This window comes from Pseudoduganella ginsengisoli (assembly GCF_009720865.1).
GTDB classification, from domain to species: domain Bacteria; phylum Pseudomonadota; class Gammaproteobacteria; order Burkholderiales; family Burkholderiaceae_D; genus Rugamonas; species Rugamonas ginsengisoli.
Genome location: NZ_WNLA01000001.1, coordinates 15114 through 39433, shown reverse-complemented (window position 1 = coordinate 39433; position 24320 = coordinate 15114). Strand labels below are relative to the sequence as shown.

Sequence of the window (24320 nt, the reverse complement as noted above, 5' to 3'; positions counted from 1 at the left end):
GTTGTCCACCCGAGTGAAAGTTAGCCCCTACGTGCCTCGTTCCTGCCATTTGATTCTTCCTTTGGTTATCGCAGCGCCGATGTCTGATGTGCTGGCGTTTTCTGCAGATTCATCTGCTCTTGATGCGCCGCTGCGCCACCCTGCTGAAGTTGGTGCAATGGCGATGTCGGGCTCATCCGGAGCGCTAACTGTGCCGGATGGGGCGGTTTTGCGTGACGGCGTTGCGGTATTTGGTTTGAATAATGCGTCGGAACCTGAATTCTATAAGCAAAAACGCGGTGAAAACTATCAGTTCGGTATCGGGCTGTTGCCATATGTTGAATTGTCGGGACGGCTGGCAAATTATCCAGGCACGCCAAGCAATAATGGTGTGCGCGATTTGTCGGCGAATGTAAAAATCGGCATTCCGAAAATTTTCAATTTTCAGCCGGATATTGCCTTTGGCGTCAATGATTTAGGTGGTGGCAATCCTTACTTCAGCTCCAAGTATGTTGCGGTAAGTGATACGTGGGGGCCATTGCGGCTTAACATTGGTAAGGCTTCAGGCCAGACCTATTTGCGCGGCATGTTTGGTAGTGCGGAGTATGCGCTGTGGAATAGCGGTGCGTCGGTACTGGCTGAACGCGTCAGTGGCGGTTATGTTGCGGGGATGCGCTATGTCAGCAGGCCATTGTCGCAATTTGCAAACACGCATATTGTTGTTGGGGTACAACGTACATTGGGAATGCATGCGCCGGATGGCGTACGTGTGAATAACAGCGGGGTTAATCTCGCACTGACCGTCCCATTTGGTCCGAATGCACGTGCGGTGCGCAAGGTTTCGTTGCCAGATGAGCCGATATGGACGCCTCCGGTACCAAGCCGTACCGGGTCTTCCCCTCAGCAATCCAACTCAATGGCGCCGCTTTGGACTCCGCCGTCCGGTGTTGATGTGGGGGGGGCGCAAGTCGATCTTGTTGGTGCAAAAACAAGTGATATTCCAGCTGAAGTGTTGCAGCGCATACAGGTTCAGGTGGAAAAGGCGGGCCTGGAGCGCGTGCGCGTCGGCCAGCGTGGCAATGAATTAGTGATCGAATATGAAAATCACCGCTACAATCAGAACGAAGCCGATGCGCTTGGCATTGTTCTGGGTGTTGGTGCGGTAGCAGCGCCGGCAGATGTGGCAACGGTGTCTGCAGTGACGAAGAAAACCGGATTGCCTCTGTATCAGGTTAGTATTGATCGCCGAAGCTATGCGCGATTCTTGCGGGATGGAAGCGATTATGAGGCCCGCTCAACACTGTCAGTGCGCTACCGACCCGGTGATGGTTCGGATGTTCGCTGGCTGAATAATGCAGAGGGTGCGCGGGGATACTCGCGGGTGCGCATTGATCCTCAATTGATCAAGTTTGTCGGTACAGAACTAGGGGTGTTCGATTATTCGCTGTCCATGAATATTCAGGCATATGTTCCTCTCTGGAGGGGGGCGGAAGCGGGTGTCAGCTATGTTCGTACGCTGGCTGAATCAGATGACGTAAAGCATGGTTTCTTGGGTTATGCACAACAGCCCAATAAATTGAAGGCGGCTATTTTAAGTCAGGCATTTTGGGTAACCGACCGCGTTTTGAATGTTACTACTGGAGGTAAATTCAATTACGATGCGACTGGCTTCCAAAATGAAACCACTTGGTTTGTCCCGTATCGCGACGATCAGGTCCGCTTGCAAGCCAGCCGTATGCATCGCATTGATTTTTATGGGTTGCGCCAGGATATCAGAGCAGCCAGTGCATCATATTTGTGGGCATATCAGCCGCTGGGCATTACAGCAGAATTGGGGTATAACCGGTACCAGTCAAAAGATAAAGGACCTTCGCTTCAGTTGAGTCGCTGGTATGGTGATATTCAGGCGCAGGCTTATTTAAGGACGAGTGAAGCGGATAAAAAAGTCGGCTTCTCCCTGGCGTTTCCTTTGACGCCTCGCCAGGGGATGCGCCCGGGCTGGACGCATCTTGAAGGTTCCAGCAGCTTCCCATTCAAGCTGGAAACTCGTTTGGCAAGTAAAGGCAAGTGCAATTGCATCACAAATAGTGTTGTTGAGGAATTGCCAATGGTATATAGTGCGAGGGGTAATCTCTTAAACCACGCACGTACTGGCAAGGATTACTTTGTCAGCCAGTTACAACGTATGCGTGAAGCTGCTTTGGTTTATGCATCGGTGGTTCCTTAAACTGCCGTCTTATTCAATTTTTTCATCTGAAAGAGGAAATACACATGCACAGTTCCCGCTCCCTGAAACTCTCCACGACTTTCAAATGGTTGCTGGCGGCAGGTATGGTTTCCACCCTGGCAGCTTGCGGTGGCGACGGTGGCAGCGAGCCAGTTACCCCACCACCAGTACCTAAGAAAACGCTGACCATTACTGGTACCGCTGCTACCGGCCTGGCCGTTGCTAATGGCCCTGTGGCTGCTGCTTGCCGTACCGGCGCAGGGACCGCGACGACCGGCGCCGATGGTAACTATACGGTGACGGCTTCCGATGCGAATGCAGACGCTGTTGGTCCTTGCGTTCTGCAGGTAACCACGTCCGGCGGCGCAACCCTGCGTTCGTTCGCGACCGGTGACGGCCAGCGCGCCAATATCACCCCGCTGACCGAACTGCTGGTCAACTATGTTGCCACCCAGGCTGGTGCTGCTGGCAATGCCAATGCAGCCGCTCTGGTAACGAACACCGGCGTGCAAACAGTGTTGAGCAACCAGACTTTGTTGACTAAATCGGTGACCAACCTGATCCAGGTGATTACCACTGCAGCCGGTGGCGGCGTGACGATTCCGACCAACTTCCTGAACGCGCCAATGACTGCCGCAACGTCCACGAATCCGAACGCCGGCGACGCACTGGACAAGGTGCTGGATACGCTGAAAGCCAAAGCTGTGATCACCGCAACCGGCGCACCTTCGACCGCAGTGGCGCAAGCTGCTGTGCAGAACGCTAACCAGAACCGCGTGACCGGCGCAACTGGCGGCAACTAAGTCGTTCGAGTAGTTTCAAGAAGCCACGGCCCGCGAGGACCGTGGTTTTTTTACGTGTGTTTATTTCGCTGGCCGTTTGATGCCAAACACCTTGGCCCGAGGCGCCTGTTCCCACGGATTTTCCGCCGCGACAGGAATGACATTCAGCCGCAGCGCCGTCAAATGGCCGTTCTCAGGCCCTTTGACGGTGACGCCGGAGCTGACCGGCGCACTGAATCCCCCTGAAAAGTGCGCACTGCCTTCCAGCGCAAATTGCCCGGCGCCCGCGCCGATCAGCGCGAACGTCACTTCCGAGATGCGGCGCGATTCGCCCTTGCTGCCGCAGTAATGCCCGGTGCCGGTCGTTGCTGTCAGGCCCAGTCCTTCCACCACTGCGTTATACGCGAGGTCTACGCCCTGTGGCCGGTCCGGCCAGACCGCCAGGAAACCTTCCAGACGCAGATTGCTTTCCGGATCGCCCAGGAGGTCCCCTTCCGTTGCCACCGCATCGCCAACGCGTTCGATGTGGCCTACCAGCGACACCCCGGTTTCACTGATGGAGAATTTACGCTCAGCTGGCGCCGCTTCAGGCGGTGGGGAAGGCGGCGGCGCTTCTGTTGGCGGCGCCGGCTCATCCAGGTTAATTTTGTCGATGCGCAAGGCGGGTAGTGCTCCCAGCCCAGGCACTTGCACAAAGGCGCTGACCAGCAATTCCGCCGGTGCATCTTGCACATGCATGACGATGCAATCGCTGCCGTCGCGCAGTGTTGCCCCCATGGTGCCCGGCGTCCAGATGGCCTCGATGCGGCCATTATGGGCCGGATCGCCAGGAGCGCGGGAAATCGTCATCGGCGGCTGGCCGTCATTCGGGTGCCGCAAAATATAAATGCCAGGTTGAAGCAGGATGACCGAGTTTGTAATTTCCATAATTCTTTGGTTGCAATTTGGTGGCGGGCTGACGATAGCACAGCTTGTAATTTCTGCATAAGCATCGCAGCTAGTTTCCTATTGGAAAGCTCAAGCTATCGGGGAAAACCCCCGTTGTTCCTCCGATAGCCGTTCTTGCCCGCGCGCGATAATCGAGCCCATCGATTGCGAAGGTGCGGCTCATGGCAGAAGAAAGCGAAAGCGAAAAGACAGAACCGGCGTCACAGAAGCGCCTCGAGCAGGCGCGTGAAGAAGGCGACGTTCCCAGGTCGCGCGAAGTCGCGACCTTTACTGTCTTGATGACTGCCGGCGCCGGCCTGTGGATGACGGGTTCCGGCCTGGTGCGGGACTTGAGTTCCGCCATGGTGTCCGGCCTGGCCCTGACGCCTGAGCAAATCTATCACCCCGACGTGCTGCTGACGCGCGTCGGCGTCGATATCGGCCGCGTGATGCTGGCCTGCCTGCCGCTGGGCCTGGCCGTGATGATGGTGGCGCTGATTTCGCCCATGCTGGTGGGCGGCTGGCTGTTTTCCGGCAAAGCCATTGCGCCGAATTTCATGAAGCTCAACCCCATCAATGGGCTGACCAACATGATTTCCACCAACGCGCTGGTGGAACTGGTCAAAGCCATCGGCAAGACCATTGTCGTGGGCTTTGTCGCGTATCTGGTGGTGATGCGCCAGCGCGAAGCCGTGATCCAGCTGGTGACGGAACCGTTAAAGCTGGGCATGGCGCATATGATTGAAATGCTGGCGATGAGTTTTATGTTCATCGTCGGCTCGCTGGGTTTTATTGCCGCCATTGATGCGCCATACCAGCTGTGGCATTACGCCAACAAATTGAAAATGACGCGCCAGGAAATCATCCAGGAATCGAAGGAATCGGATGGTAATCCGCAAATCAAGGGCAAGATCCGCCAGATGCAGCGCGAGATGGCCAAGCGCCGCATGATGGCCGATGTGCCGACTGCTGACGTGGTGGTAACCAACCCCACGCACTATGCAGTGGCGCTGAAATATGCGGAAGGTTCGCGCGGTGCACCGAAAGTCGTGGCGAAGGGTACGGATGAAGTGGCGGCCAAGATCCGTGAACTGGCGAAAGAACACAAAGTGACGATCCTGGAAGCGCCGCCGCTGGCCCGTGCGTTGTTTAAACACAGCGATATCGGTGACGAGATCCCTGAGCGCCTGTATGCTGCCGTGGCTGAAGTGCTGGCCTATGTCTACCAGCTGCGCATGTTCAAGCCGGGCCTGCGCTATCCAGACCGCCCAACCAAGCTGGACGTGCCGGACGACATGGATCCGCACAACCCTGCATCACAGAAGAAGAATTAACGGAGTAATTAGCAATGAAGAGCTTGAACGCCTACCTGCCACCATGGCTGTCCGAACGTGTCGGCGGCATGAGCTTGCCTGCGGGCCGCAGCAAGAGCCTGGCGGCGCCGATCCTGATCATCATGCTGCTGGTAATGATGATCTTGCCGCTGCCGGCGTTCATTCTCGACTTGTTCTTCAGCTTTAATATTGCGCTGTCCATCATCGTGCTGCTGACCAGCCTGTACACGGTCAAACCGCTGGATTTCATGGCTTTCCCGGCCGTGCTGCTGGTATCGACCATGCTGCGCCTGTCGCTGAACGTGGCTTCGACCCGCGTCGTGCTGACGGAAGGCCATACCGGCGGCGCGGCGGCCGGCAAAGTGATTGAAGCGTTCGGCCACTTCCTGATCGGCGGTAATTACACAGTCGGTATCGTCGTGTTCATCATTTTGACCATTATTAACTTCACCGTCGTGACCAAGGGTGCGGGCCGTATCGCTGAAGTGGGCGCCCGTTTCGCGTTGGACGCCATGCCGGGCAAGCAGATGGCCATTGACGCGGACTTGAACGCCGGTTTGATCGGCGAAGCGGAAGCGCGCAAGCGCCGCAGCGAAGTGTCGATGGAAGCGGAATTCTACGGCGCGATGGACGGTGCGTCGAAGTACGTGCGTGGCGATGCCGTGGCCGGCATCATGGTGACCGTGATTAACATCGTTGGCGGCTTGCTGGTTGGTATCATCCAGCACGACCTGGCGTTTGGCGAAGCGGCCAAGACTTATACGTTGTTGGCCATTGGCGACGGCCTGGTGGCGCAGATTCCTTCGCTGGTGATTTCCATCGCGGCCGGTATTGTCGTCTCGCGCGTGGCCAGCGAGCAGGACGTGGGTACGCAGGTGGTGGGGCAGCTGTTTGCCAAGCCGCAGGTGCTGTATATCACGGGCGCCATCATTGGCGGCATGGGTGTGATTCCTGGCATGCCGAACCTGGTGTTCCTGCTGCTGTCGTCGGCGCTGATTGGCGGCGGCTACCTGTTGGCTAAGCGTGCGAAAGAGGGCGCGCCGCCATTGCCAGGGTCGCCGGAAGCCGCCGCTGCAGCGGAGGCGGCGCAAACCGGTGCGGCTGCCGCACCGCCGCAGGAATCGGAAGAAGCAACGTGGCAAGACGTGTTGCCGGTCGATACGCTGGGCCTGGAAGTGGGCTACCGCCTGATTCCACTGGTGGACAAGGCGCAGGGCGGCGAACTGCTGAAGCGCATCAAGGGCATCCGCAAGAAGTTTGCGCAGGAAGTGGGCTTCCTGGCGCCGCCTGTGCACATCCGCGACAACCTGGAACTCAAACCTTCCGCCTACCGTATCGCGCTCAAAGGCGTGGAAGTCGGCGCGGGCGAAGCATTCAATGGCCAATATCTGGCCATCAATCCCGGCATGGCAAGCGGTACGCTGCCGGGCCTGGTGACGCAAGATCCTGCTTTCGGCTTGCCTGCCATCTGGATCGATGCTGGGCTGCGCGACCAGGCGCAAACCATGGGTTACACGGTGGTCGATGCCGGTACCGTGGTGGCCACGCACTTGAATCACTTGATCACCACGCACGCGTCTGAATTGCTGGGCCGCGCGGAAGTGCAGTCGCTGCTGGATCACTTGTCGAAAGAATCGCCGAAGCTGGTGGAAGACCTGGTGCCGAAGATGATGTCGCTGTCGGCGCTGCAAAAAGTATTGCAAAACTTGCTGGCCGAAGGCGTGCATATCCGCGATATGCGTTCGATCATTGAGACCTTAGCCGAACATACGGCCGTGACCCAGGATCCAAATGAATTGACGGCGCTGGTGCGTATTGCGCTGGGCCGCGCCATTGTGCAGCAACTGTTCCCGACTGGCGGCGAACTGTCCGTGATCACTTTGGATAACCGCCTCGAACGCCTGCTGATGCAAGCGATGGCGCAGGGCGGAGCGGATGGCGCCGGGATCGAGCCGGGGCTGGCCGATACCATTGCGCAATCAGCAGGGCAGGCGGCGGCGCAGCAGGAAGCGCTGGGCTTGACGCCGGTGCTGCTGGTGCCGGGGCCGCTGCGCGTGCTGCTGGCGCGCTTCCTGCGCCGCGCGCTGCCGCAGCTGAAGGTGCTGTCGCATGCGGAGATTCCTGAGTCGAAGACGATACGCGTGACGGCGCTGGTTGGCGCCCAGTAATTCCTTCTGGAAAAAAAGTGCTAGGGACTTAAATTCCGCTCGGAAAAAAAGTCCCTGGCACTTTTTTGCAGTTTGGCAAGTAGTTTGGCCGGAAGGCCATGGCCTTAATTAAGGGCTTTTCCCCGTCTTATTCCATCGATTGTTTCCCCGTTGCATCCCCAATAATGCAACTGTCGAAGTGAGCCCTGCGCATCGAGAACGCCGGGCCTGCGAAAAACAGGGGAAAAGCCATGAACGTCAAAAAATTTACTGCACCAACGTCGCGTGAAGCGCTGCGCAAGGTGCGCGAAGCGCTGGGTCCGGATGCCGTGATCCTCTCTAACCGTCCAACCGATGGCGAAGTGGAAATCCTTGCCCTGGCCAATGACGATGCGGCTTCGCTGGCGTCCCCCGCACCGGATTCGCCGATGGCGCATCCGGACCCGTACCTGGACTTGCCGGATGCACCGATGGACGCGTTCGATGCCTTTGATGCGTACCAGGCCCGCGCTTCCGCCGCCCCTGCCGTGCCTGCGCGTCCGGCGGCCCCGCGCCAGCCAGCTGCGCCCGCGGTGGCGCGTCCTGCCTTGGCAGCCCGCCCAGCACCGCAATATGCGGCTCCGGCAGCGCCGGCGCTGAATATCGAGCGCCCAGCCGCCCGTCCCGCCCCACAGCCGCATGCACCCGCCAAGCCAGCCGCCCCTGCGCTGGACATGGAACGCATCACCGCCATGGTGGCGGAAGCTGTCGCCGGTGCGAAAGCCACGGCTGCCGCTGAAATGAGCAGCATGATGAATGAATTGCGCGCCATGCGCGGCATGATGGAAACGCAACTGGCGGAAATCTCCTGGGGCTCGACCCAGCAGCGCGAACCGCAAAAAGCCGCCGTGCTGCGTGAAATGCTGGCCGCAGGTTTCTCGGCCAGCCTGGCGCGCTACCTGATTGAAAAACTGCCGGCCGGCCGCGACGCGGCAGACAGCCTGCGCTGGATCAAAACCGTCTTGACGCGCAACTTGACCGCCATCGCCAATGAAGACCAGCTGATCGAGCAGGGCGGCGTATTCGCCCTGGTCGGCCCGACCGGCGTCGGCAAAACCACCAGCACCGCGAAACTGGCGGCCCGCTGCGTGATGCGTCACGGCCCGGAAAAGCTGGCGCTGATCACCACCGATGCCTACCGTATCGGCGCGCACGAACAGTTGCGCATCTACGGCAAGATCCTTGGCGTCATGGTGCATTCGGTCAAAGATGAAGCGGACTTGCGCATCGCCCTGAAAGAATTGCGCAACAAGCACACCGTGCTGATCGATACCGTGGGCATGAGCCAGCGCGACCACATGGTGGCGGAACAGATCGCCATGCTGCAAGGCTCTGACGTGCCGGTGAAACGCCTGCTGTGCATGAATGCCACGTCGACCCAGGAAACGTTGAACGAAGTGGTGCGCGCCTATCAGGGCAGCGGCCTGGCCGGCTGCATCATGACCAAGCTGGACGAAGCGGCATCGATCGGCAATGTGCTCGATGTGGTCATCCGCCAGAAACTTAATATGTTTTACGTGTCTAATGGCCAGCGCGTTCCGGAAGACTTGCATCTGGCCGACCCGGCCCAGCTGGTCGAGCGCGCCTTCCGCCTGAAACAAGGCGCGGCTGCCCAGTACCACGATGGTGATTTGCCGCTGCTGATGTCGGGCGCCGCCCACGACATGCGCGAGGTGCATCTTGGCTAACTTTAATTTTGACCAGGCGGAGGGTCTCCGCCGTATGCTGGCGGGGCCGCAGCCCCGCATTGTGACGTTCCTGTCCGCTACGCCGCAGGATGACAAAGGTTCCATGCTGGTTAACCTGGGCGCGTCGCTGGCCCGTGCCGGCAATGACGTGCTGCTGGTTGACGCCTGCGCGTCGGCGCACGGTGTCGCATCGCGCCTTGGCGTCGATAACGGCGCCAGCCTGCTGGACGTGGCGCGCCAGGAATGCGGCTTGAACCAGGTGATTTACCAGGTGCCGCAAGGGTTTGGTGTGGTATCGATGACACGGGGCGTGCGCAGCACGGGGCCGGTGGAAACCCGCCGCCTGGCGAAAGCCTTTGATGTGCTGGCCAAGCAGACGGGCATGGTCATTGTCGATGGTGAATTCGACGGCACGGCGTTTCCTGTCCCTGTGATGGCCAGTTCCGAGATCGTCGTGCAAGTGTCGAACAGCGCCACGTCGATCACGAATGCGTACGCCATGATCAAGCGCCTGAACATGGAATTGGGCCGCCGGCCGTTCGGTATTCTTGTCACCGGCGCATCAGAGGCCGAAGCACGGGTGGTTTACGATAATATGGCGCAAGCGGCGAGTCGATATCTGGCAGTCAACCTGGTGTCGATGGGATCGGTGCCGGCGGACGAATACCTGCAGCGGGCCGCACGCCTTGGGCGCGCGGTGGTCGACGCATTTCCGCTGGCCGGCGCATCGGTCGCATTCCGCGAATTGGCAGGGCGTTTGGCGCTCGCAGGCTCAAATCACCGGTATGCTGCTTACAACTAAATTTAGTGCGAGTCCCAGTCGCCTTTGCATAGCATGCAGAAAGAAAAGAACTAAAAAGAGTTATGTACACGGTCAAAGGGAAAGCGGACAAAAATACGCTGCTGACGGAGCACATGCCGTTAGTTAAGCGTCTCGCCCATCATATGAAGGCGAAACTGCCGCCCAGCGTGGAAGTGGACGATCTCGTGCAGGCCGGAATGATCGGCTTGCTCGACGCAATCAACCGCTATGAAGAAACCCACGGCGCCCAGTTTGAGACTTATGCAGTGATGCGCATACGCGGCGCCATGCTCGACGAGCTGCGCAACAGCGACTGGCTGCCGCGCTCGATGCGGCAAGACATGCGCAAAATTGAAAATGCCATGGCGGTGCTGCAGCAGCGCCTGGGACGTCCGCCCAGCGAATCGGAAGTGGCGAAGTCATTGAAGCTGTCGCTGGCGGATTACCAGGAAATGCTGTCCGAAGGCGGCGGCCACCAGCTGGTTTACTACGAAGATTTCCACGACGACGACGGCAACGACAGCTTCCTCGACCGCTATTGCTCGGACGAAGATGCGGACCCGCTGCGCGCGCTGCTCGACACGGACTTCCGCCAGGCCGTCATTGACGCCATCGATGGCTTGCCGCCGCGCGAAAAAATGCTGATGGGCCTGTATTACGAAGAAGAGTTGAATTTGAAGGAAATCGGCGCCGTCATGGGCGTTTCTGAATCACGCGTATCGCAATTGCATACGCAAGCGGTGGCACGCCTGCGTGCGTCGCTCCGGGAGCAGGCATGGACTGGGCCAGCATAGCGGGCATTATTCTCGGGGTGGCCGGTGTGCTGATCGGCCAGGGCATGGAAGGTGGCAAGCTCAGTTCGCTGTTGCAGCCAGCCGCGTTTGCCATTGTCGTGGTCGGTACACTGGGCGCCGTGCTGCTGCAAACCCGTCCTCAAACCTTTTCGCGCGGCATACAAATGCTGCGCTGGATTATTGCTCCGCCAGCGGACAGCCGCGCCGCACTGGCCCGCGATATCGCCGCCTGGAACAATTCCGCCAAGCGCGACGGCCATTTGTCGCTGGAGCGCTACATGCTGTCATCCAAGGACAAGTTCAATGCGAAAGGCTTGCGCCTGATCGTCGATGGTATCAATCCCGACAAGCTGCGCCAGTTGCTGGATACGGAAATCACGGCGTTTGAAACAGCGGAACGCCAGGCTGTACGGATCTGGGAATCGGCCGCCGGTTATTCGCCGACCATCGGCATCCTGGGCGCCGTGCTGGGTTTGATCCAGGTGATGGAAAACCTGGCCGATCCGTCACGGCTGGGGCCGGGTATTGCCATTGCCTTTGTGTCCACGATTTACGGTGTCGGGCTGGCGAATCTGTTCTTTTATCCGATTGCCAACAAGCTGAAAAACATCGTCACGCAGCAAGTGCACCAGCAGGAAATTGCGGCCGCCGTGTTTTATGACATTGCCACGGGCGACCACAGCCGCGTGATTGACGAACGGATTGCCACCTTGTTGCGCGAGCACTGACATGCAGCGCCGCGCCCGCCGCAAATTCGATGATGAACCGGAAAACCACGAACGGTGGCTGATTTCCTATTCGGATTTCATTACGCTGCTGTTCGCGTTCTTTGTCGTCATGTATGCGATTTCGTCCGTCAACATCGGCAAATACAAAGTGTTTTCCGATGCGCTGGGCGATGCCTTCGGCGGCCAGGGTTCCGCCACGCCCATCAATACCCAAGTGCTGAACTTGCCGATCCCGAATCCTGCGCTGAAGCGCCGCACAGAATTGCTGCGCAAGGAAAAAGAGCAAATGACGAAGCTGGCGCAGGATTTGCTATCGACCATGGCGCCGCTCGTGAAAGAAGGCAAGGTGCGGGTCACGCAAAACAGCCGTGGTGTCAGCGTGGAAATCAATGCGTCCGTGCTGTTTGATCCGGGGCAGGCGAAATTGACGCCGGCGTCGCGCGAAGCGCTGACGGAAGTGGCGAATATCCTAAAAAATGATCCCCATGCGGTGCAGGTGGAAGGACATACGGATAATACGCCGATCAGCAATGCGAATTTCCCGTCCAATTGGGAATTGTCGGCGGCCCGGGCCGGTGCTGTCGTGCGCCTGTTTATCGAGGCCGGGGTGCCGCCGCCGCGCATGTCGGCGGTGGGGCATGCCGACAATATTCCTGTCGCGTCCAACTCCGATAGCGAGGGCAAGGCGCGCAACCGGCGTGTGGCGGTGACGATTTTGTCGGGGATTCCTGAGCCGACGACGGAAGTGGCGCCAGCCCCGCAAGCTGAGCCAAATCAATAAATAGTTGCTATCGTTTGCTGTAGGGCGGATTAGTGCAAAGCGCGTAATCCGCCAAGCGTGTCCGCGGCACCTAGGCCGGATTGCGGCGCGTTGCGCCTAATCCGGCCTACATTGATTTTTCCGGGGTAGTGATCATCCAGCGTCGCTAATGTGGTAGATCTGTACCTTGATGCGAGGCTGCCATGTCCAGCTACCACCGCCTGTATCTTCCAGGGCACACCTATTTTTTTACAGTTGTCGCTAGTGGCCGACAGCCAGTTTTCCGCCAAGAGATGGTGCGAGGTGCCTTGAGAAGTGCGTTTGCCCATGTCCGCTCTGGACTGGCGTTTAGCATCCCTGGTTTCGTTCTTCTACCTGATCATTTGCACACCATCTGGACGCTACCGGAGGGCGATAGTGACTATTCAACCCGCTGGCGTTTGATAAAAACGCGCGTAACGCAAGCGTGCGGGGCCAGAATTTGGCAACCGCGTTATTGGGAGCATGCGATCCGGGATGATGCGGATCTGCATAAGCATCTCGACTACATTCACTGGAATCCCGTCAAACATGGAATTGTTGCTAGTGTGCGGGATTGGCCTTGGTCGAGTTTTCACAGGTATGTGAAGTTTGGGGCTTATCCTGCGGATTGGTGTGCGGGCAGGGGGCTGGACGAAATTAATTTGGAGTAGGCTGGCATACCGGATTACGGCGCGTTGCACCTAATCCGGCCTACATCAGATTCCGTGGCAATCGTTGTAGGGCAGATAAGCGAACAGCGCGTAATCCGCCAGAGTTAGCCCGCGACAAATCCCCGCCGCGTCGCCGTGCTGGTAGTCTGCCCCGTCGGCCCATACATATTCGGCGCCGGGCTTTGCGGGCGCAGCGCTTGCAGTGCGCCCTGCGTGTGGTGGAGGTGTTTGTTGATCAGCGAACCGTTGATGCGGTTCAACTCTTTGGCTTCGCGGGTTTGTTGCAGCACTTGCTGCCAGAATGCTTGTGCGCCGGCATCGCCGCTGGCGGCCAGCCAGGCTTCCATGCCTGCTTCTTCGGGTTTGTATCCTGCAGCGCCCAGCGCGCTGTGGCGCTGGCTGGCCAGTACGGCCATGTCATTGACCAACGCGTTCTTGGCCGGGGTGAGGGCGGTTAATGCATCGATATCCGCTGAAATCAGGCATTGCTGTTCCTGTTTCAGTACTTCCAGCAGGGAAGTCATGACGCGCTGCTCTTCGCGCAGGCTGTCCATCGGCGATACCGTTTGCATTTAAAGTTCCTAACGTTTGCGTGAATGCAGCAAATCTTTCACTGTTTCCAGCAAACCATCCGCCACTTTTTCAGAATTGACCTGGAATTTGCCACTGGCAATGGCTTCCTTGATCCGGTCGACCTTTTGCGTATCGAACACGCCGCCGCTAGCGCTGGCGCCGCTCGCTGCCAGCGCCTGGCCTTGCGAGGACAGGCGGACACTGTCAGTCGCAACCGGCGTGGTGGCGGCTTTTTCCGCACTGCGCGCATTATTTGCCGACGCCGGGGACGACGACGGTAAGCCTGGCGTGCCCTTAAGTGTGTCGTTAATTTTCACAGCATCATCCTCATCTGGTTGGAGTGTGACACTCCGGGGTATGAGTCTCTAACGGCACAACTTGATGAAACTTTAGCTTACCGAAGAGCAATTTTTTCTCATTACCCAAAGCAACTTTTAAAAAGTTACTTCGACCAGTCCTCCAGCCCGGGCAATGCCCGTCACTTGCGTCCCGCTGGCAGTCCGTACGGCCACCATTTGTCCTTCCGATGCCGTTGCCACTGCCCGTGCTTCAGACGACACACGGAAGCTGGCGTTGCCCGATACCAGTTTTACCAGCTGTCCCGACTGTACGACGGGTTTGCTGCGCAGTGTATCGAGCCGCATGGGCGTCCCAGCCGCCAGCGATACATTGCTGCTGCGGCCAATGATTTGATTGATGTCAGTCGCGACACCGGCCGGCAGCGTGGTCAAGTCGCCGCGCACCATGACCAGTTGGCTCATTTCAATGGGCTGGCCCTGCGCCAGCGGCACGGCGCTGGCCACGTAATCCGCCTGCACCGAGACATTGGCTTGAATATACACCGTCCAGGCGGAGGGGGCCGCACACCGTACGCCCACCGTGGTCTTGCCCCAGGCACGGGCGCCCGGCATGAAGAAAGCCTGCGGCTGGGGGCAGGCGGCCAGCGACATGCGCTGGTCGATCGGGCCTACCGCGACGCTGATCTGGCCCGCCATGCCGGCCACCTGGCTTTGCAGGAATTGTTCAACCGTTAATTTCAGCTGGTTCAAGTCCTGGCGTGCCGGCTGCTGCGCGAAAGCGGAAGAACAAACCAATAACAGTGCAGTGAGAGTGGGCAGTTTCATAGCGGGACCTCGTCGAATGTTGCCATGATAGGTCGTGGCAGCAAATCCCAAGCCCGGAATAAGGCCCCAAAACCCGGGCTTATCGTTCGATCGCACTGGACCACATCTGCGTAAGATGGCTTCCATCACTGATGGAGAGTTCGCAATGTTAGGGAAACTGGACGATTACCTGCGCTTTAATGAGACGGCATTGAGCCTGCGCTCGCAGCGCCAGACCGTGCTGGCGTCGAACATCGCGAACGGCGATACGCCTAACTATAAAGCACGCGATTTTGATTTCACGGCGGCGCTGAAAGGCGCGATGGACCGCAGCGGCGGTGCGCAGCAATCGCTGAAGACCACGGCGCCCAAGCATTATCCGAATCCCACGCAGGCCGGCATGCTGCTGCCGGACGGTACGCCGCTGCAATACCGCGGCACCGTGCAAGGCGCTGTCGACGGCAATACCGTCGATATGGACGTCGAGCGCAACCAGTTTGCCGACAATGCGCTGCGTTATGAAGCCGGTATCACGCTGATCAATTCGCAAATCAAAGGCTTGATGGCGGCAATCCAGGGAGGCCAGTAATCATGTCGCTTTTTAATATTTTCAATGTTTCCGGTTCAGCCATGAGCGCGCAGGCACAGCGCCTGAACGTGGTGGCATCCAACCTGGCCAACGCGGACAGCGCCACCAGCGCCAGCGGCGAAGCGTACCGCGCCAAGCAAGTGGTGTTTGAAGCGCAGCCGTCGCAAAGCAATGGCGCCGCCACCAGCGTCAAGGTGCAGCGCGTGATTGAAGATCCATCGCCGCTGAAACAAGTGTATGACCCCAAGCATCCGATGGCCGACGACAAGGGTTATGTGTCGATGCCCAACGTGAACGTGGTCGATGAAATGGTCAACATGCTGTCGGCATCGCGTTCGTACCAGACCAACGTGGAAACCATGAATGCGGCCAAGACCATGCTGCTGAAGACGCTGACGATCGGCCAGGGCTGATCACACAATAACACTGGATAAACATCATGAGCGTAACGAACACCGCTGCTGTGGCCGGCCCATCCGAAGCCCTGCTGAACAGCGTCAATCCCAAAAAGGCAACGGCCACGGACAGCGTGACGGCCGAGCAAGACAAATTCATGACGCTGCTGGTCACGCAGCTGAAAAACCAGGACCCGATGAACCCGCTGGACAATGCGGCCGTCACCAGCCAGTTTGCGCAACTGTCCACGGTGACGGGCGTGAACAAATTGAATGACACGCTGGAGTCGCTGAAGGCCAGCTATAAGTCGTCGGAAAGCTTGCAGGCGACCAGCCTCATCAACCACGGCATTCTTTCCGCCGGCAAGACCATCAATGTCAGCGAAGGCAAAGGCGGCATTTATGGCGTCGACCTGGCCACGCCAGCCGACAGCGTGGACGTGCAAATCTTCAGCCCGGCCGGCAAGCTGGTGAAATCGGTCAGCCTGGGTGCGTCCGAGGCCGGTACCGCGCCGCTGGCATGGGATGGCAAAAACAATGACGGCGTCACCGTTCCAGACGGTAAATACAGCTTTACCATCACTGCCAAGCGCGGTGGCGAAGTGTTGAAGGATGCGACGGCACTGTCCTTCAATGTGATTCAAAGCGTCTCGACCGGCGCAGCCGGCGTCAAGCTGAACTTGCCTTCGGGCGCGCAGCTGACGATGGACGACATCAAACAAATTCTGTAACCCACTACCAGGGGATATCATGTTCCAGCAAGGACTTTCCGGCTTGAATGCCGCAGCAAAAACGCTCGACGTTATCGGCAACAACATCGCCAACTCGGCCACGGTGGGGTTCAAGCAATCGCAGGCGCAATTTGCCGATCTGTATGCGAACTCGCTGAACGGCGTATCGGGCAACAATGCCGGTATCGGTGTGTCGGTTTCGCGTTTGGCCCAGCAATTCACGCAGGGTAATATTGAAACCACGAATAACCCGCTGGACATTTCCATCAACGGCGGCGGCTTCTTCCGCCTGACCACGCCAACCGGCGCTGTGCAATACAGCCGTAACGGCCAGTTCTTGCTGGACAAGAATGGCTTCATTACCAATGCGCAGGGCAATTTCCTGTCTGGCTACCAGTCCAATAAAGATGGCGTGATCCTGCAAGGTGCGCCGGAACCCATCAAGATCGATTCGTCCGACCTGGTGCCAGTGGCGACCACCAAGGCCAACTTCGAGCTGAACCTGGACTCGCGCAGTATCGTGCCTGCCAAGGTGCCATTTGATGCGCTGGATCCGCAGACGTACAACAAGCAGACCGTGCTGGATGTGTTTGACAGCCTGGGTAATCCGCACGTGCTGTCGACTTATTACGTCAAGACTGCCGCGAATACGTGGGATGTCTATATCGGCAGCGACGGCCGCGAACGTTCGTCGGCCCTGGTGGCGGCTTCGGTCAACAATGATGCCGGTGTGATTGCTGCCCGCGCTGCGTACCAGGCTGCGCTGCAGACTGGCGACGCCCCGACCATTGCACAGGCTAACCTGGACTTTGCAGCGGCGGCCGGCGGTGTCATGCTCAATGCCATGACGGTGGATGTGCCAGCCCAGCTCGGCGTGACGCCAACCCAGACGCAGATTGATACGTTGACGGCAGCCTTTAATGGCGCCACCAACGTGGGCGCCATCGTTGGCACCAATCCGGATGAAATCATGCGCAAACTGGGCGACGCGGTCAGCATGCCAGGCAAGAAAGTATCGACCTTGATCTTCGATGAGCAAGGCGCGCTGAACACCACCGCCATGACCAACCTGGACCCGACCAACACACTGCCATTCAGCATCACCTTGCCGATCTTCCCGGATACCGGGTCGGTCGAGCCGCTGGCGATCCAGACCAACTTTGTCGGCACCACGCAATACGGCATCAGCACCAGTGAAAAAGCGTCCACGCAAGACGGTTATTCGTCCGGCCACCTGGAGCGTTTTGCAGCGGGCGCCGACGGCGTGATCCTGGGCCAGTACAGCAATGGTAAATCCCGCCCCCTGGGTCAGATCGTGCTGGCCAACTTCACCAGCGTCGATGGCTTGACGCCGCTGGGTAACAATGCGTGGGTGGAAAGTTCCGCTTCCGGTGCGCCGCAAATCGGCGCGCCGAACACGGGTACCTTGGGCTCGCTGCGCTCGTCATCGGTGGAATCGTCCAACGTGGACTTGACGGCGGAACTGGTCAACATGATCACGGCGCAGCGCGTCTACCAGGCCAATGCGCAAACCATCAAGACGCAAGACCAGGTGCTGCAAACCCTCGTGAACCTGCGTTAATAGCTGAAAGGGCAGCCCATGGATAAGCTGATCTATACCGCCATGACAGGCGCGCGCCACTTGCTGGAACAGCAGGCGACCGTGTCGAACAACCTGGCCAACGTCAGCACCACGGGTTTCCGCGCGCAGCTCGATACTTTCCGCGCTGTGCCCGTGCAATCGGACGGCGGTTTGCCGACCCGCACGTTCGTGGTTGACAACACGGTGGGTGCGGACTTCCGCTCCGGCCCCATCATGACCACGGGCCGCGCACTCGACGTGGCCGTGCGCGGCGATGGCTGGATTGCCGTGCAGGCAGCCGACGGTTCTGAAGCGTATACGCGCAACGGCAGCTTTAAAGTCAGTGAAAACGGCTTATTGCAAACCACCAGCGGCCAGACCATCCAGGGCGAAGGTGGCCCGATTGCCATCCCGCCGGATTCCGATATTGCCATTGCCGGCGATGGCACGGTCAGTGTCATCAGCACGGGCCAGACCAAGCCGGGACCGGCGAATATCCTGGGCCGCATCAAGCTGGTCAATCCCCCTGCGCAGCAATTGTCGCGGGGCGCGGATGGCTTGTTCCGCCAGAACTCCGGCCAGCCGGCCGATTTCGATCCCAAAGTCAGCCTCGTCAGCGGGGCGCTGGAAGGCAGCAACGTCAGCGCAGTCGACTCCATGGTCAACATGATCCAGCTGGGACGGCAGTTTGAAATGCAGATGAGTCTTTTGAAGAATGCCGAGAATAACGCGGCGAAAGCCACCCAGCTCCTCGCTTTGAGTTGACGTTGCCCGCTCCATAATGGCGGTGTGGTAAAGCCCTTTATGGAGAGAGATCATGATACGTTCGCTGTGGATCGCCAAGACCGGCATGGAAGCGCAGCAGACGCAAATGGACACGGTTGCCAACAACCTGGCCAACGTCAGCACCAACGGCTTCAAAAAATCCCGCGCCGTGTTCGAAGATTTGCTGTACCAAAACGTACGGCAACCGGGCGCGCAATCGTCGCAGCAAACTAACCTGCCGTCCGGCATGCAAATCGGTACCGGCGTGCGGCCTGTCGCGATTGAACGGATCTTCACCCAGGGTAACCCGCAAGCCACGGGTAACGATAAAGACTTGATGGTCAACGGTAACGGCTTCTTCAACGTGCTGTTGCCGGATGGGACCACGGCGTATACGCGCGACGGTTCGTTCCAGCGCGATGCGAATGGCCAGATGGTGACGTCCAGCGGCTTTGTGCTGCAGCCCGCCATCACGATACCCATCAATGCGCAAAGCATCACGGTCGGCCGCGACGGCACGGTGTCCGTCACGTTGCCGGGCCAGACTGCCCCGCAGCAAATCGGCAGCATCCAGCTGTCCACCTTCATCAATCCCACCGGCCTGGAATCGAAGGGCGAGAATCTGTACGTCGAAACTGGCGCATCGGGTGCGGCGCAAGCCAATACACCGGGCACCAATGGTACCGGCGTGATCCTGCAAGGTTATGTGGAAACGTCGAACGTCAATGTGGTCGAGGAAATGGTCAACATGATCCAGACCCAGCGCGCGTACGAAATCAACAGTAAAGCCATCACCACGTCGGACCAGATGCTGGCCAAGCTGGCGCAGCTGTAAGGGGATAGCCATGACCAAGACTTTGCTTGCCGCAGCAAGCCTGCTGGCGCTGACTGCCTGCGGCACCACGCCCACGTCCATCGTGCAGCAGCCGACCACGGCGCGTCCATTGACGATGGCGCAAATGCAGGCGCCGACCAATGGCGCCATCTTCCAGGCGCAATCGTACCGCCCGCACTTCGAAGACCGCCGCGCACGCCAGGTGGGCGACGTCCTGAACCTCGTCATCACGGAAAAAACCGCCGCCGTCAAAGCTGGCGCCACGTCGGGCAGCAAATCCGGCAGCCTGGCGTTTGCCACGCCGGGCCCATTGGTGGGCAACCTGGGCGCCAATGTGTCCACCAGCGGTTCCAGCAAGTTTGCCGATGCGGACAACCAGAGCGCCAGCAACACCTTCACGGGCAACATGGGCGTGACGGTGGTGGAAGTGCTGGCCAACGGGAACTTGATCGTGGCCGGTGAAAAACAAATTGCCATGAACAAGGGCACGGAATTCATCCGCTTCTCCGGCATGGTGAATCCGGATTCCATCGCGGCCGGCAATACCGTGTTGTCGACCGCCGTGGCTGACGCCCGTGTTGAATACCGTACCAACAGCAAGATCGACCGCGCGGAAATGAATTCCATGGTGTCGCGCTTCTTCCTCAGCCTGCTGCCATTCTGATCATGAAAACCATCGTTCAAACCATTTATGCTGTGGCGCAAGCATGGCGGCCTCGTAGAGTCCGCCCTACGGGTTTGCTGCTGGCGGCCCTGCTGGCGCTGGCCCCTGGCGCCCATGCTGAACGCATCAAAGACCTGGCCAATATCGCCGGCGTGCGCAGCAACCAGTTGATGGGCTATGGCCTCGTCATCGGCCTGGACGGCACGGGCGACCAGACCACGCAAACGCCATTTACCGTGCAAACCATTGCATCGATGCTGCAGCAAATGGGCATCACGCTGCCATCAGCCTCCAGCCTGCAATTGAAAAACGTGGCGGCCGTGATGGTGACGGCGTCGCTGCCGCCATTTGCCCAGCCAGGCCAGTTGCTGGACGTGACGGTGTCGTCCATGGGTAACGCAAAAAGCCTGCGCGGCGGCACCTTGCTGATGACGCCGCTGAAAGGCGCCGATGGCCAGGTGTATGGCATGGCGCAAGGTAATATCCTCGTGGGCGGCGTGGGCGCGCAATCGGGCGGCAGCTCGGTAGTCGTCAATCACTTGTCCGTGGGCCGCATTTCCGGCGGTGCGACAGTGGAACGCGCCGTGGCATCGAATGTGGGCGAGAACAATATGATCCGCCTGGAATTGAAAGACACGGATTTCGCCACCGTGAGCCGCGTGGTGGAAGCCATCAACGATAAATATGGTTCCGGCATTGCGTATGCGCTTGATGGCCGTGTGATCCGCGTGCAGGCGCCTTCGTCGTCGGACTTGCGCGTCTCGTTTATCGGTGCGCTGGAAGCGCTGGAAGTCAATCCAGCCAAACAGGCGGCCAAAGTGATCATGAATGCGCGCACCGGTTCCGTTGTCATGAACCAGGCCGTGACCCTGGAGACGTGCGCGATATCGCATGGCAACCTGTCCGTCTCCGTCAGTGCGGATCCGCAAGTGAGCCAGCCTAATGCGTTGTCGGCCGGACAAACCGTGGTCACGCAAAACAGCCAGATCGACATCAAGAAAGACAGCGGCAAAGTCATGCTGGTCAATGGCGGCGCCTCGCTGGCCGATGTCGTCAAAGCCCTGAATGCCATTGGCGCCACGCCGCAGGATTTGCTGGCCATCCTGCAAGCGATGAAGAGCGCAGGCGCATTGCGCGCTGAACTGGAAATCATCTGAGGCCGCCATGATCCGTCAAAGTCCCGTTGCTACCGACCTGTCTGCTTCACTGGCCACCGATGTCAAGGGCATGGGCGCGCTGCGCCAGCAAGCCAAAGAGGGCTCCCCGGAAGCGTTGAAAGGCGCTGCGAAACAGTTCGAAGCCATGTTCTTAAACATGGTAATGAAAAGCATGCGCGACGCGACGCCGCAAGACGGCATGATGGATAGCCAGCAAACCAAGACGTTTACAGCCATGCTGGACCAGCAAACCAGCCAGAACCTGGCCAACAAGGGCGTGGGCCTGGCGGACGTGCTGGTGCGCCAGCTGTCGCAGACGCAAAATGCGCAAGCATTGAAACTGGGCGATGAAAGTTTGCTGACGGGGCAGGACGGCACGTCGGCGCTGGCCGCGCAGCGTTTGCAAAAAGCACTGGAAGCCGTGGGCGGCATGGACGCGAAAACCGCGTTGACGCCGGAGCAGGAAGCGGCCCGCGCCGGCCAGGCGCCCCATGTGCGCGCATTCCAGGACAAGCTGGGCAGCCATGCCGATGAAGCCTCGAAAACCACCGGCATACCCGCCAAGTTCATGCTGGGCCAGGCAGCGCTGGAAAGCGGCTGGGGGCGCCGTGAAATCAAGGGCCGCGACGGCACCAACAGCCACAATCTGTTCGGCATCAAGGCGGGCTCGGACTGGAAAGGCAAGACCGTGCAAACCGTCACGACGGAATACGTCAATGGCGTGGCGCAGCGCAAGGTCGAGCGTTTCCGCGCCTATGACAGCTATGCGGAGAGCTTCAAGGATTATGCAAAATTGTTAAGTAGTAACCCTCGCTATGAAAAAGTGCTGGCCAACGCCGGCGACGCGACGAAATTCGCCCAAGGGTTACAACGTGCCGGCTATGCCACCGATCCGAACTACGCGGCCAAACTCACCAGCATCATCAAGCGTTCCCTGGTGTAAGGATGGCAATCTTTCCGGCCGGTACGGTACTGTAGCCGCCCGGAATTTCAAGTTTTAGCGTAGCCTGCCGTAGACTATACAGATCAAGCAAAAAAGCACACTTCATCATGAGTATCCTGAGCGTAGGTAAAACGGGTTTAATGGCGGCGCAGATCGGTCTGTCCACGACCGGGCACAACATCGCCAACGCCAACGTGGAAGGTTACAGCCGCCAGACGGTGTTGCAGGGCAATGCGCAGCCGGAAGCGACCGGCGGTTTCTTCCTGGGTACCGGTACGACGGTGACGGCCATCGTGCGCCAGTATGATGATTTCCTTAACAAAACGCTCATGAATGCCCAGTCCACGCAGGCTGAGCAAAATGGCTATTACGCGCAAGTCAGCCAGATCGACAACCTGCTGGCCGATTCCACGTCCGGCTTGACGCCGGCGCTGCAGGATTTCTTCAAGGGCGTGCAAGATGCGGCGTCCAACCCTGCGACCGATGCGTCGCGCAGCGCGCTGCTGTCGACTGCCAATACGCTGGCGGGACGCTTCCACAGCATGAGCGAGCGCTTGACGGAAATCGGGCAGGGCGTCAATGCGGAAGTCGAGACGTCGGTTAGCCAGATCAATTCTTATGCGTCGAAAATTGCGCAGTTGAACAATGACATTGCCGGTTTATCCGCCGATGCATCACGCCTGCCGAATGACTTGCTGGACCAGCGCGACCAGTTGATCCGCGAAATGAACAAGCTGGTCAAGGTCAATGTGGAAAAGGGCGCCAGCAATACGCTGACCGTGTCGATCGGCACGGGCCAGCCACTGGTCATCGGCAACCGCAATTATGAACTGGCCACGCAAACGTCCTTGACGGATGTGGGCAAGCTGGCGATTGGCTATGTCGCCGGCGATAAAGTGTCGACGTTGCCGGATTCGTCGCTGATGGGCGGCGGTTCGCTGGGGGCACTGTTGAAATTCCGCAGCGAATCGCTGGACCAGGCCCAGGCACAGCTGGGGCAGGTGGCGGCGGGGATTGCCGCTGCGTTCAATGCGCAGCACCAGTTGGGGCAAGACCGCAACGGCGATATGGGGACCAAGTTCTTCAAGGATATCGAGGTGGGCGTCGGCATCGACGTGCGCAATTCGCCGCTGGGTACCGCGAAAGTCACGGGTATCGTCAAAGACGCCAGTGCGCTGACCACCAGTTCCTATGATTTGAATTACGACGGCACCAACCTGTACCTGAAACGCCAGTCGGATGGCCAGTCCACGCTGATTTCGCCATTCCCGCAAACGGTACCGCAAGTGATCGACGGCGTTGAATATACGATCACCGGTGTGCCCCAGACCGGCGACCATTTTGTCATCAACCCGACTGCCAATGCCGCGTCCGATATCAGCGTGGCGCTGACGGACGTCGGCAAGATTGCGCTGGCTGCGCCGATTACCACCAATGCACCGCTGACCAATACGGGCAATGGCAAGATCAGTGCGGGTTCCGTCGATGCGGCTTTCCTGGATCCCGCCAATACGTTGACTGGCACCGTAACGCTGACCTACGACCAGGCAGCCGGTGGCTTCACGGGCTTCCCGGCAGCGCAAGACGTCGTGGTCAAAGGCATCAATGGCAACTCGACCACTTATCCTGCCGGTACGACACCGATCCCGTACACGGATGGCGATACCTTCACGTTTGGCGGCATCAGTGTGGCCGTGACGGGCACGCCCGGCAACAACGATAAATTTTCCGTGACAGCGCCCAATGCGGGCGGCACCAAAGACAACCGCAATGGCGCGTTGCTGGCGGCCCTGCAAACCAAGAATGTTTTGAATAACGGTAAGACCACGTTCCAGAGCGGCTATGCCGCCATGGTCAACGCGGTTGGCAACAAGGCGCGTGAAGTGCAAATTGGCGGGCTGGCAGCGGATGCCGCAGCCGAGCAAGCCAATAACGCTTACCAAAGCGTGGTCGGCGTGAATTTGGATGAAGAAGCGGCGGAATTGCTGCGCTATCAGCAGGCTTACCAGGCGGCAGGCAAGGTGATGCAAATTGCCAGCCAGTTGTTTGATGTGTTGGTCTCGCTGGGCCGCTAAGGAGTTTTA

Annotated in this window: 24 protein-coding genes; 20 read left to right on the top strand and 4 right to left on the bottom strand. The window is 58.9% G+C overall.

The features are described from left to right. Nucleotides 1–79 precede the first annotated feature (79 nt). Nucleotides 80–2206, top strand: coding sequence for a YjbH domain-containing protein (locus GM668_RS00170; RefSeq protein WP_170305432.1), 2127 nt, complete (start codon nt 80–82; stop codon nt 2204–2206). A gap of 44 nt (nt 2207–2250) precedes the next feature. Next, entirely contained in the window at nt 2251–3009 is a 759-nt protein-coding gene (locus GM668_RS00165) for a hypothetical protein (protein WP_155436924.1), read from the top strand. 60 nt (nt 3010–3069) lie between these two features. On the opposite strand, the gene GM668_RS00160 is transcribed toward GM668_RS00165, so the two are convergent. Beyond that, nucleotides 3070–3915 (bottom strand): hypothetical protein, encoded by an 846-nt coding sequence (locus GM668_RS00160; RefSeq protein WP_155436923.1) that lies wholly within the window; start codon nt 3913–3915, stop codon nt 3070–3072. 182 nt (nt 3916–4097) lie between these two features. On the opposite strand from GM668_RS00160, the gene flhB reads away from it, so the two are divergent. The 8 genes from flhB (at nt 4098) to GM668_RS31885 (ending at nt 12899) form a co-directional block, all read left to right on the top strand. Next, nucleotides 4098–5249: a flagellar biosynthesis protein FlhB gene (gene flhB, locus GM668_RS00155; protein ID WP_155436922.1), complete on the top strand. Its 1152-nt coding sequence runs from the start codon at nt 4098–4100 to the stop codon at nt 5247–5249. 68 nt (nt 5250–5317) lie between these two features. Next, on the top strand, nt 5318–7417 hold the full coding sequence (flhA, locus tag GM668_RS00150; RefSeq protein ID WP_371868628.1) for a flagellar biosynthesis protein FlhA: 2100 nt from the start codon (nt 5318–5320) through the stop codon (nt 7415–7417). Nucleotides 7418–7647: 230 nt separating this feature from the next. Then, entirely contained in the window at nt 7648–9123 is a 1476-nt protein-coding gene (gene flhF / locus GM668_RS00145) for a flagellar biosynthesis GTPase FlhF (protein WP_155436920.1), read from the top strand. Next, nucleotides 9116–9925 carry a MinD/ParA family ATP-binding protein gene (locus GM668_RS00140; protein ID WP_155436919.1) on the top strand — a complete coding sequence of 270 codons (810 nt, stop codon included), beginning with the start codon at nt 9116–9118 and terminating at the stop codon, nt 9923–9925. The genes flhF and GM668_RS00140 overlap by 8 nt, the downstream gene beginning before the upstream one ends. 62 nt (nt 9926–9987) lie before the next feature. After that, nucleotides 9988–10719 carry an RNA polymerase sigma factor FliA gene (locus GM668_RS00135; protein ID WP_155436918.1) on the top strand — a complete coding sequence of 244 codons (732 nt, stop codon included), beginning with the start codon at nt 9988–9990 and terminating at the stop codon, nt 10717–10719. Continuing rightward, complete coding sequence (locus GM668_RS00130) at nt 10701–11447, top strand: flagellar motor protein (RefSeq protein WP_155436917.1); 747 nt, start codon at nt 10701–10703, stop codon at nt 11445–11447. The genes GM668_RS00135 and GM668_RS00130 overlap by 19 nt, the downstream gene beginning before the upstream one ends. Before the next feature lies 1 nt (nt 11448). Continuing rightward, nucleotides 11449–12228: a flagellar motor protein MotD gene (gene motD / locus GM668_RS00125; RefSeq protein ID WP_155436916.1), complete on the top strand. Its 780-nt coding sequence runs from the start codon at nt 11449–11451 to the stop codon at nt 12226–12228. A gap of 182 nt (nt 12229–12410) precedes the next feature. Then, entirely contained in the window at nt 12411–12899 is a 489-nt protein-coding gene (locus GM668_RS31885) for an REP-associated tyrosine transposase (protein WP_155436915.1), read from the top strand. Between the two features lie 104 nt (nt 12900–13003). Here GM668_RS31885 and GM668_RS00115 read toward each other — a convergent pair whose 3' ends face one another. From GM668_RS00115 to flgA, 3 genes are all read right to left on the bottom strand, one after another. Next, nucleotides 13004–13471 carry a flagella synthesis protein FlgN gene (locus tag GM668_RS00115; protein ID WP_155436914.1) on the bottom strand — a complete coding sequence of 156 codons (468 nt, stop codon included), beginning with the start codon at nt 13469–13471 and terminating at the stop codon, nt 13004–13006. A 9-nt stretch (nt 13472–13480) separates the two neighbouring features. Further along, a complete protein-coding gene (flgM, locus tag GM668_RS00110) occupies nt 13481–13789 on the bottom strand; it encodes a flagellar biosynthesis anti-sigma factor FlgM (RefSeq protein WP_170305431.1) in 309 nt (102 codons plus the stop codon). A 117-nt stretch (nt 13790–13906) separates the two neighbouring features. After that, nucleotides 13907–14596, bottom strand: coding sequence for a flagellar basal body P-ring formation chaperone FlgA (gene flgA, locus GM668_RS00105; RefSeq protein WP_155436913.1), 690 nt, complete (start codon nt 14594–14596; stop codon nt 13907–13909). A gap of 145 nt (nt 14597–14741) precedes the next feature. On the opposite strand from flgA, the gene flgB reads away from it, so the two are divergent. The 10 genes from flgB to flgK all read left to right on the top strand — a co-directional run bounded on the left by flgB (nt 14742) and on the right by flgK (nt 24311). Beyond that, nucleotides 14742–15164 carry a flagellar basal body rod protein FlgB gene (flgB, locus tag GM668_RS00100; protein WP_155436912.1) on the top strand — a complete coding sequence of 141 codons (423 nt, stop codon included), beginning with the start codon at nt 14742–14744 and terminating at the stop codon, nt 15162–15164. A gap of 2 nt (nt 15165–15166) precedes the next feature. Then, nucleotides 15167–15577: a flagellar basal body rod protein FlgC gene (flgC, locus tag GM668_RS00095; protein ID WP_155436911.1), complete on the top strand. Its 411-nt coding sequence runs from the start codon at nt 15167–15169 to the stop codon at nt 15575–15577. Nucleotides 15578–15603: 26 nt separating this feature from the next. After that, entirely contained in the window at nt 15604–16290 is a 687-nt protein-coding gene (locus GM668_RS00090; protein WP_155436910.1) for a flagellar hook assembly protein FlgD, read from the top strand. A 19-nt stretch (nt 16291–16309) separates the two neighbouring features. Beyond that, nucleotides 16310–17872: a flagellar hook protein FlgE gene (locus tag GM668_RS00085; protein ID WP_155436909.1), complete on the top strand. Its 1563-nt coding sequence runs from the start codon at nt 16310–16312 to the stop codon at nt 17870–17872. A gap of 18 nt (nt 17873–17890) precedes the next feature. Then, complete coding sequence (gene flgF, locus GM668_RS00080) at nt 17891–18637, top strand: flagellar basal-body rod protein FlgF (RefSeq protein ID WP_155436908.1); 747 nt, start codon at nt 17891–17893, stop codon at nt 18635–18637. Nucleotides 18638–18689: 52 nt separating this feature from the next. Then, a complete protein-coding gene (gene flgG, locus GM668_RS00075) occupies nt 18690–19472 on the top strand; it encodes a flagellar basal-body rod protein FlgG (RefSeq protein WP_155436907.1) in 783 nt (260 codons plus the stop codon). Between the two features lie 10 nt (nt 19473–19482). Continuing rightward, nucleotides 19483–20136, top strand: a complete 654-nt coding sequence (locus tag GM668_RS00070) for a flagellar basal body L-ring protein FlgH (RefSeq protein ID WP_155436906.1) — start codon at nt 19483–19485, stop codon at nt 20134–20136. Nucleotides 20137–20138: 2 nt separating this feature from the next. Beyond that, nucleotides 20139–21293, top strand: coding sequence for a flagellar basal body P-ring protein FlgI (locus GM668_RS00065; RefSeq protein WP_155436905.1), 1155 nt, complete (start codon nt 20139–20141; stop codon nt 21291–21293). A 7-nt stretch (nt 21294–21300) separates the two neighbouring features. Then, nucleotides 21301–22236, top strand: a complete 936-nt coding sequence (gene flgJ / locus GM668_RS00060) for a flagellar assembly peptidoglycan hydrolase FlgJ (protein WP_155436904.1) — start codon at nt 21301–21303, stop codon at nt 22234–22236. A 107-nt stretch (nt 22237–22343) separates the two neighbouring features. Next, a complete protein-coding gene (flgK, locus tag GM668_RS00055; protein WP_155436903.1) occupies nt 22344–24311 on the top strand; it encodes a flagellar hook-associated protein FlgK in 1968 nt (655 codons plus the stop codon). Nucleotides 24312–24320 lie beyond the last annotated feature (9 nt).

Bases quoted from the DNA above. Each gene is read 5' to 3' on its own strand.
- GM668_RS00065 (WP_155436905.1), top strand. From the start codon at position 20,139: ATGAAAACCATCGTTCAAACCATTTATGCTGTGGCGCAAGCATGGCGG.
- flgB (WP_155436912.1), top strand. From the start codon at position 14,742: ATGTTAGGGAAACTGGACGATTACCTGCGCTTTAATGAGACGGCATTG.
- flgG (WP_155436907.1), top strand. From the start codon at position 18,690: ATGATACGTTCGCTGTGGATCGCCAAGACCGGCATGGAAGCGCAGCAG.
- GM668_RS00165 (WP_155436924.1), top strand. From the start codon at position 2,251: ATGCACAGTTCCCGCTCCCTGAAACTCTCCACGACTTTCAAATGGTTG.
- flgA (WP_155436913.1), bottom strand. From the start codon at position 14,596: ATGAAACTGCCCACTCTCACTGCACTGTTATTGGTTTGTTCTTCCGCT.
- flgF (WP_155436908.1), top strand. From the start codon at position 17,891: ATGGATAAGCTGATCTATACCGCCATGACAGGCGCGCGCCACTTGCTG.
- GM668_RS00115 (WP_155436914.1), bottom strand. From the start codon at position 13,471: ATGCAAACGGTATCGCCGATGGACAGCCTGCGCGAAGAGCAGCGCGTC.
- GM668_RS31885 (WP_155436915.1), top strand. From the start codon at position 12,411: ATGTCCAGCTACCACCGCCTGTATCTTCCAGGGCACACCTATTTTTTT.
- GM668_RS00085 (WP_155436909.1), top strand. From the start codon at position 16,310: ATGTTCCAGCAAGGACTTTCCGGCTTGAATGCCGCAGCAAAAACGCTC.
- GM668_RS00070 (WP_155436906.1), top strand. From the start codon at position 19,483: ATGACCAAGACTTTGCTTGCCGCAGCAAGCCTGCTGGCGCTGACTGCC.
- GM668_RS00170 (WP_170305432.1), top strand. From the start codon at position 80: ATGTCTGATGTGCTGGCGTTTTCTGCAGATTCATCTGCTCTTGATGCG.
- flgJ (WP_155436904.1), top strand. From the start codon at position 21,301: ATGATCCGTCAAAGTCCCGTTGCTACCGACCTGTCTGCTTCACTGGCC.
- GM668_RS00090 (WP_155436910.1), top strand. From the start codon at position 15,604: ATGAGCGTAACGAACACCGCTGCTGTGGCCGGCCCATCCGAAGCCCTG.
- flgK (WP_155436903.1), top strand. From the start codon at position 22,344: ATGAGTATCCTGAGCGTAGGTAAAACGGGTTTAATGGCGGCGCAGATC.
- GM668_RS00160 (WP_155436923.1), bottom strand. From the start codon at position 3,915: ATGGAAATTACAAACTCGGTCATCCTGCTTCAACCTGGCATTTATATT.
- flhA (WP_371868628.1), top strand. From the start codon at position 5,318: ATGAGCTTGCCTGCGGGCCGCAGCAAGAGCCTGGCGGCGCCGATCCTG.
- flhB (WP_155436922.1), top strand. From the start codon at position 4,098: ATGGCAGAAGAAAGCGAAAGCGAAAAGACAGAACCGGCGTCACAGAAG.
- motD (WP_155436916.1), top strand. From the start codon at position 11,449: ATGCAGCGCCGCGCCCGCCGCAAATTCGATGATGAACCGGAAAACCAC.
- flhF (WP_155436920.1), top strand. From the start codon at position 7,648: ATGAACGTCAAAAAATTTACTGCACCAACGTCGCGTGAAGCGCTGCGC.
- GM668_RS00130 (WP_155436917.1), top strand. From the start codon at position 10,701: ATGGACTGGGCCAGCATAGCGGGCATTATTCTCGGGGTGGCCGGTGTG.
- GM668_RS00135 (WP_155436918.1), top strand. From the start codon at position 9,988: ATGTACACGGTCAAAGGGAAAGCGGACAAAAATACGCTGCTGACGGAG.
- flgC (WP_155436911.1), top strand. From the start codon at position 15,167: ATGTCGCTTTTTAATATTTTCAATGTTTCCGGTTCAGCCATGAGCGCG.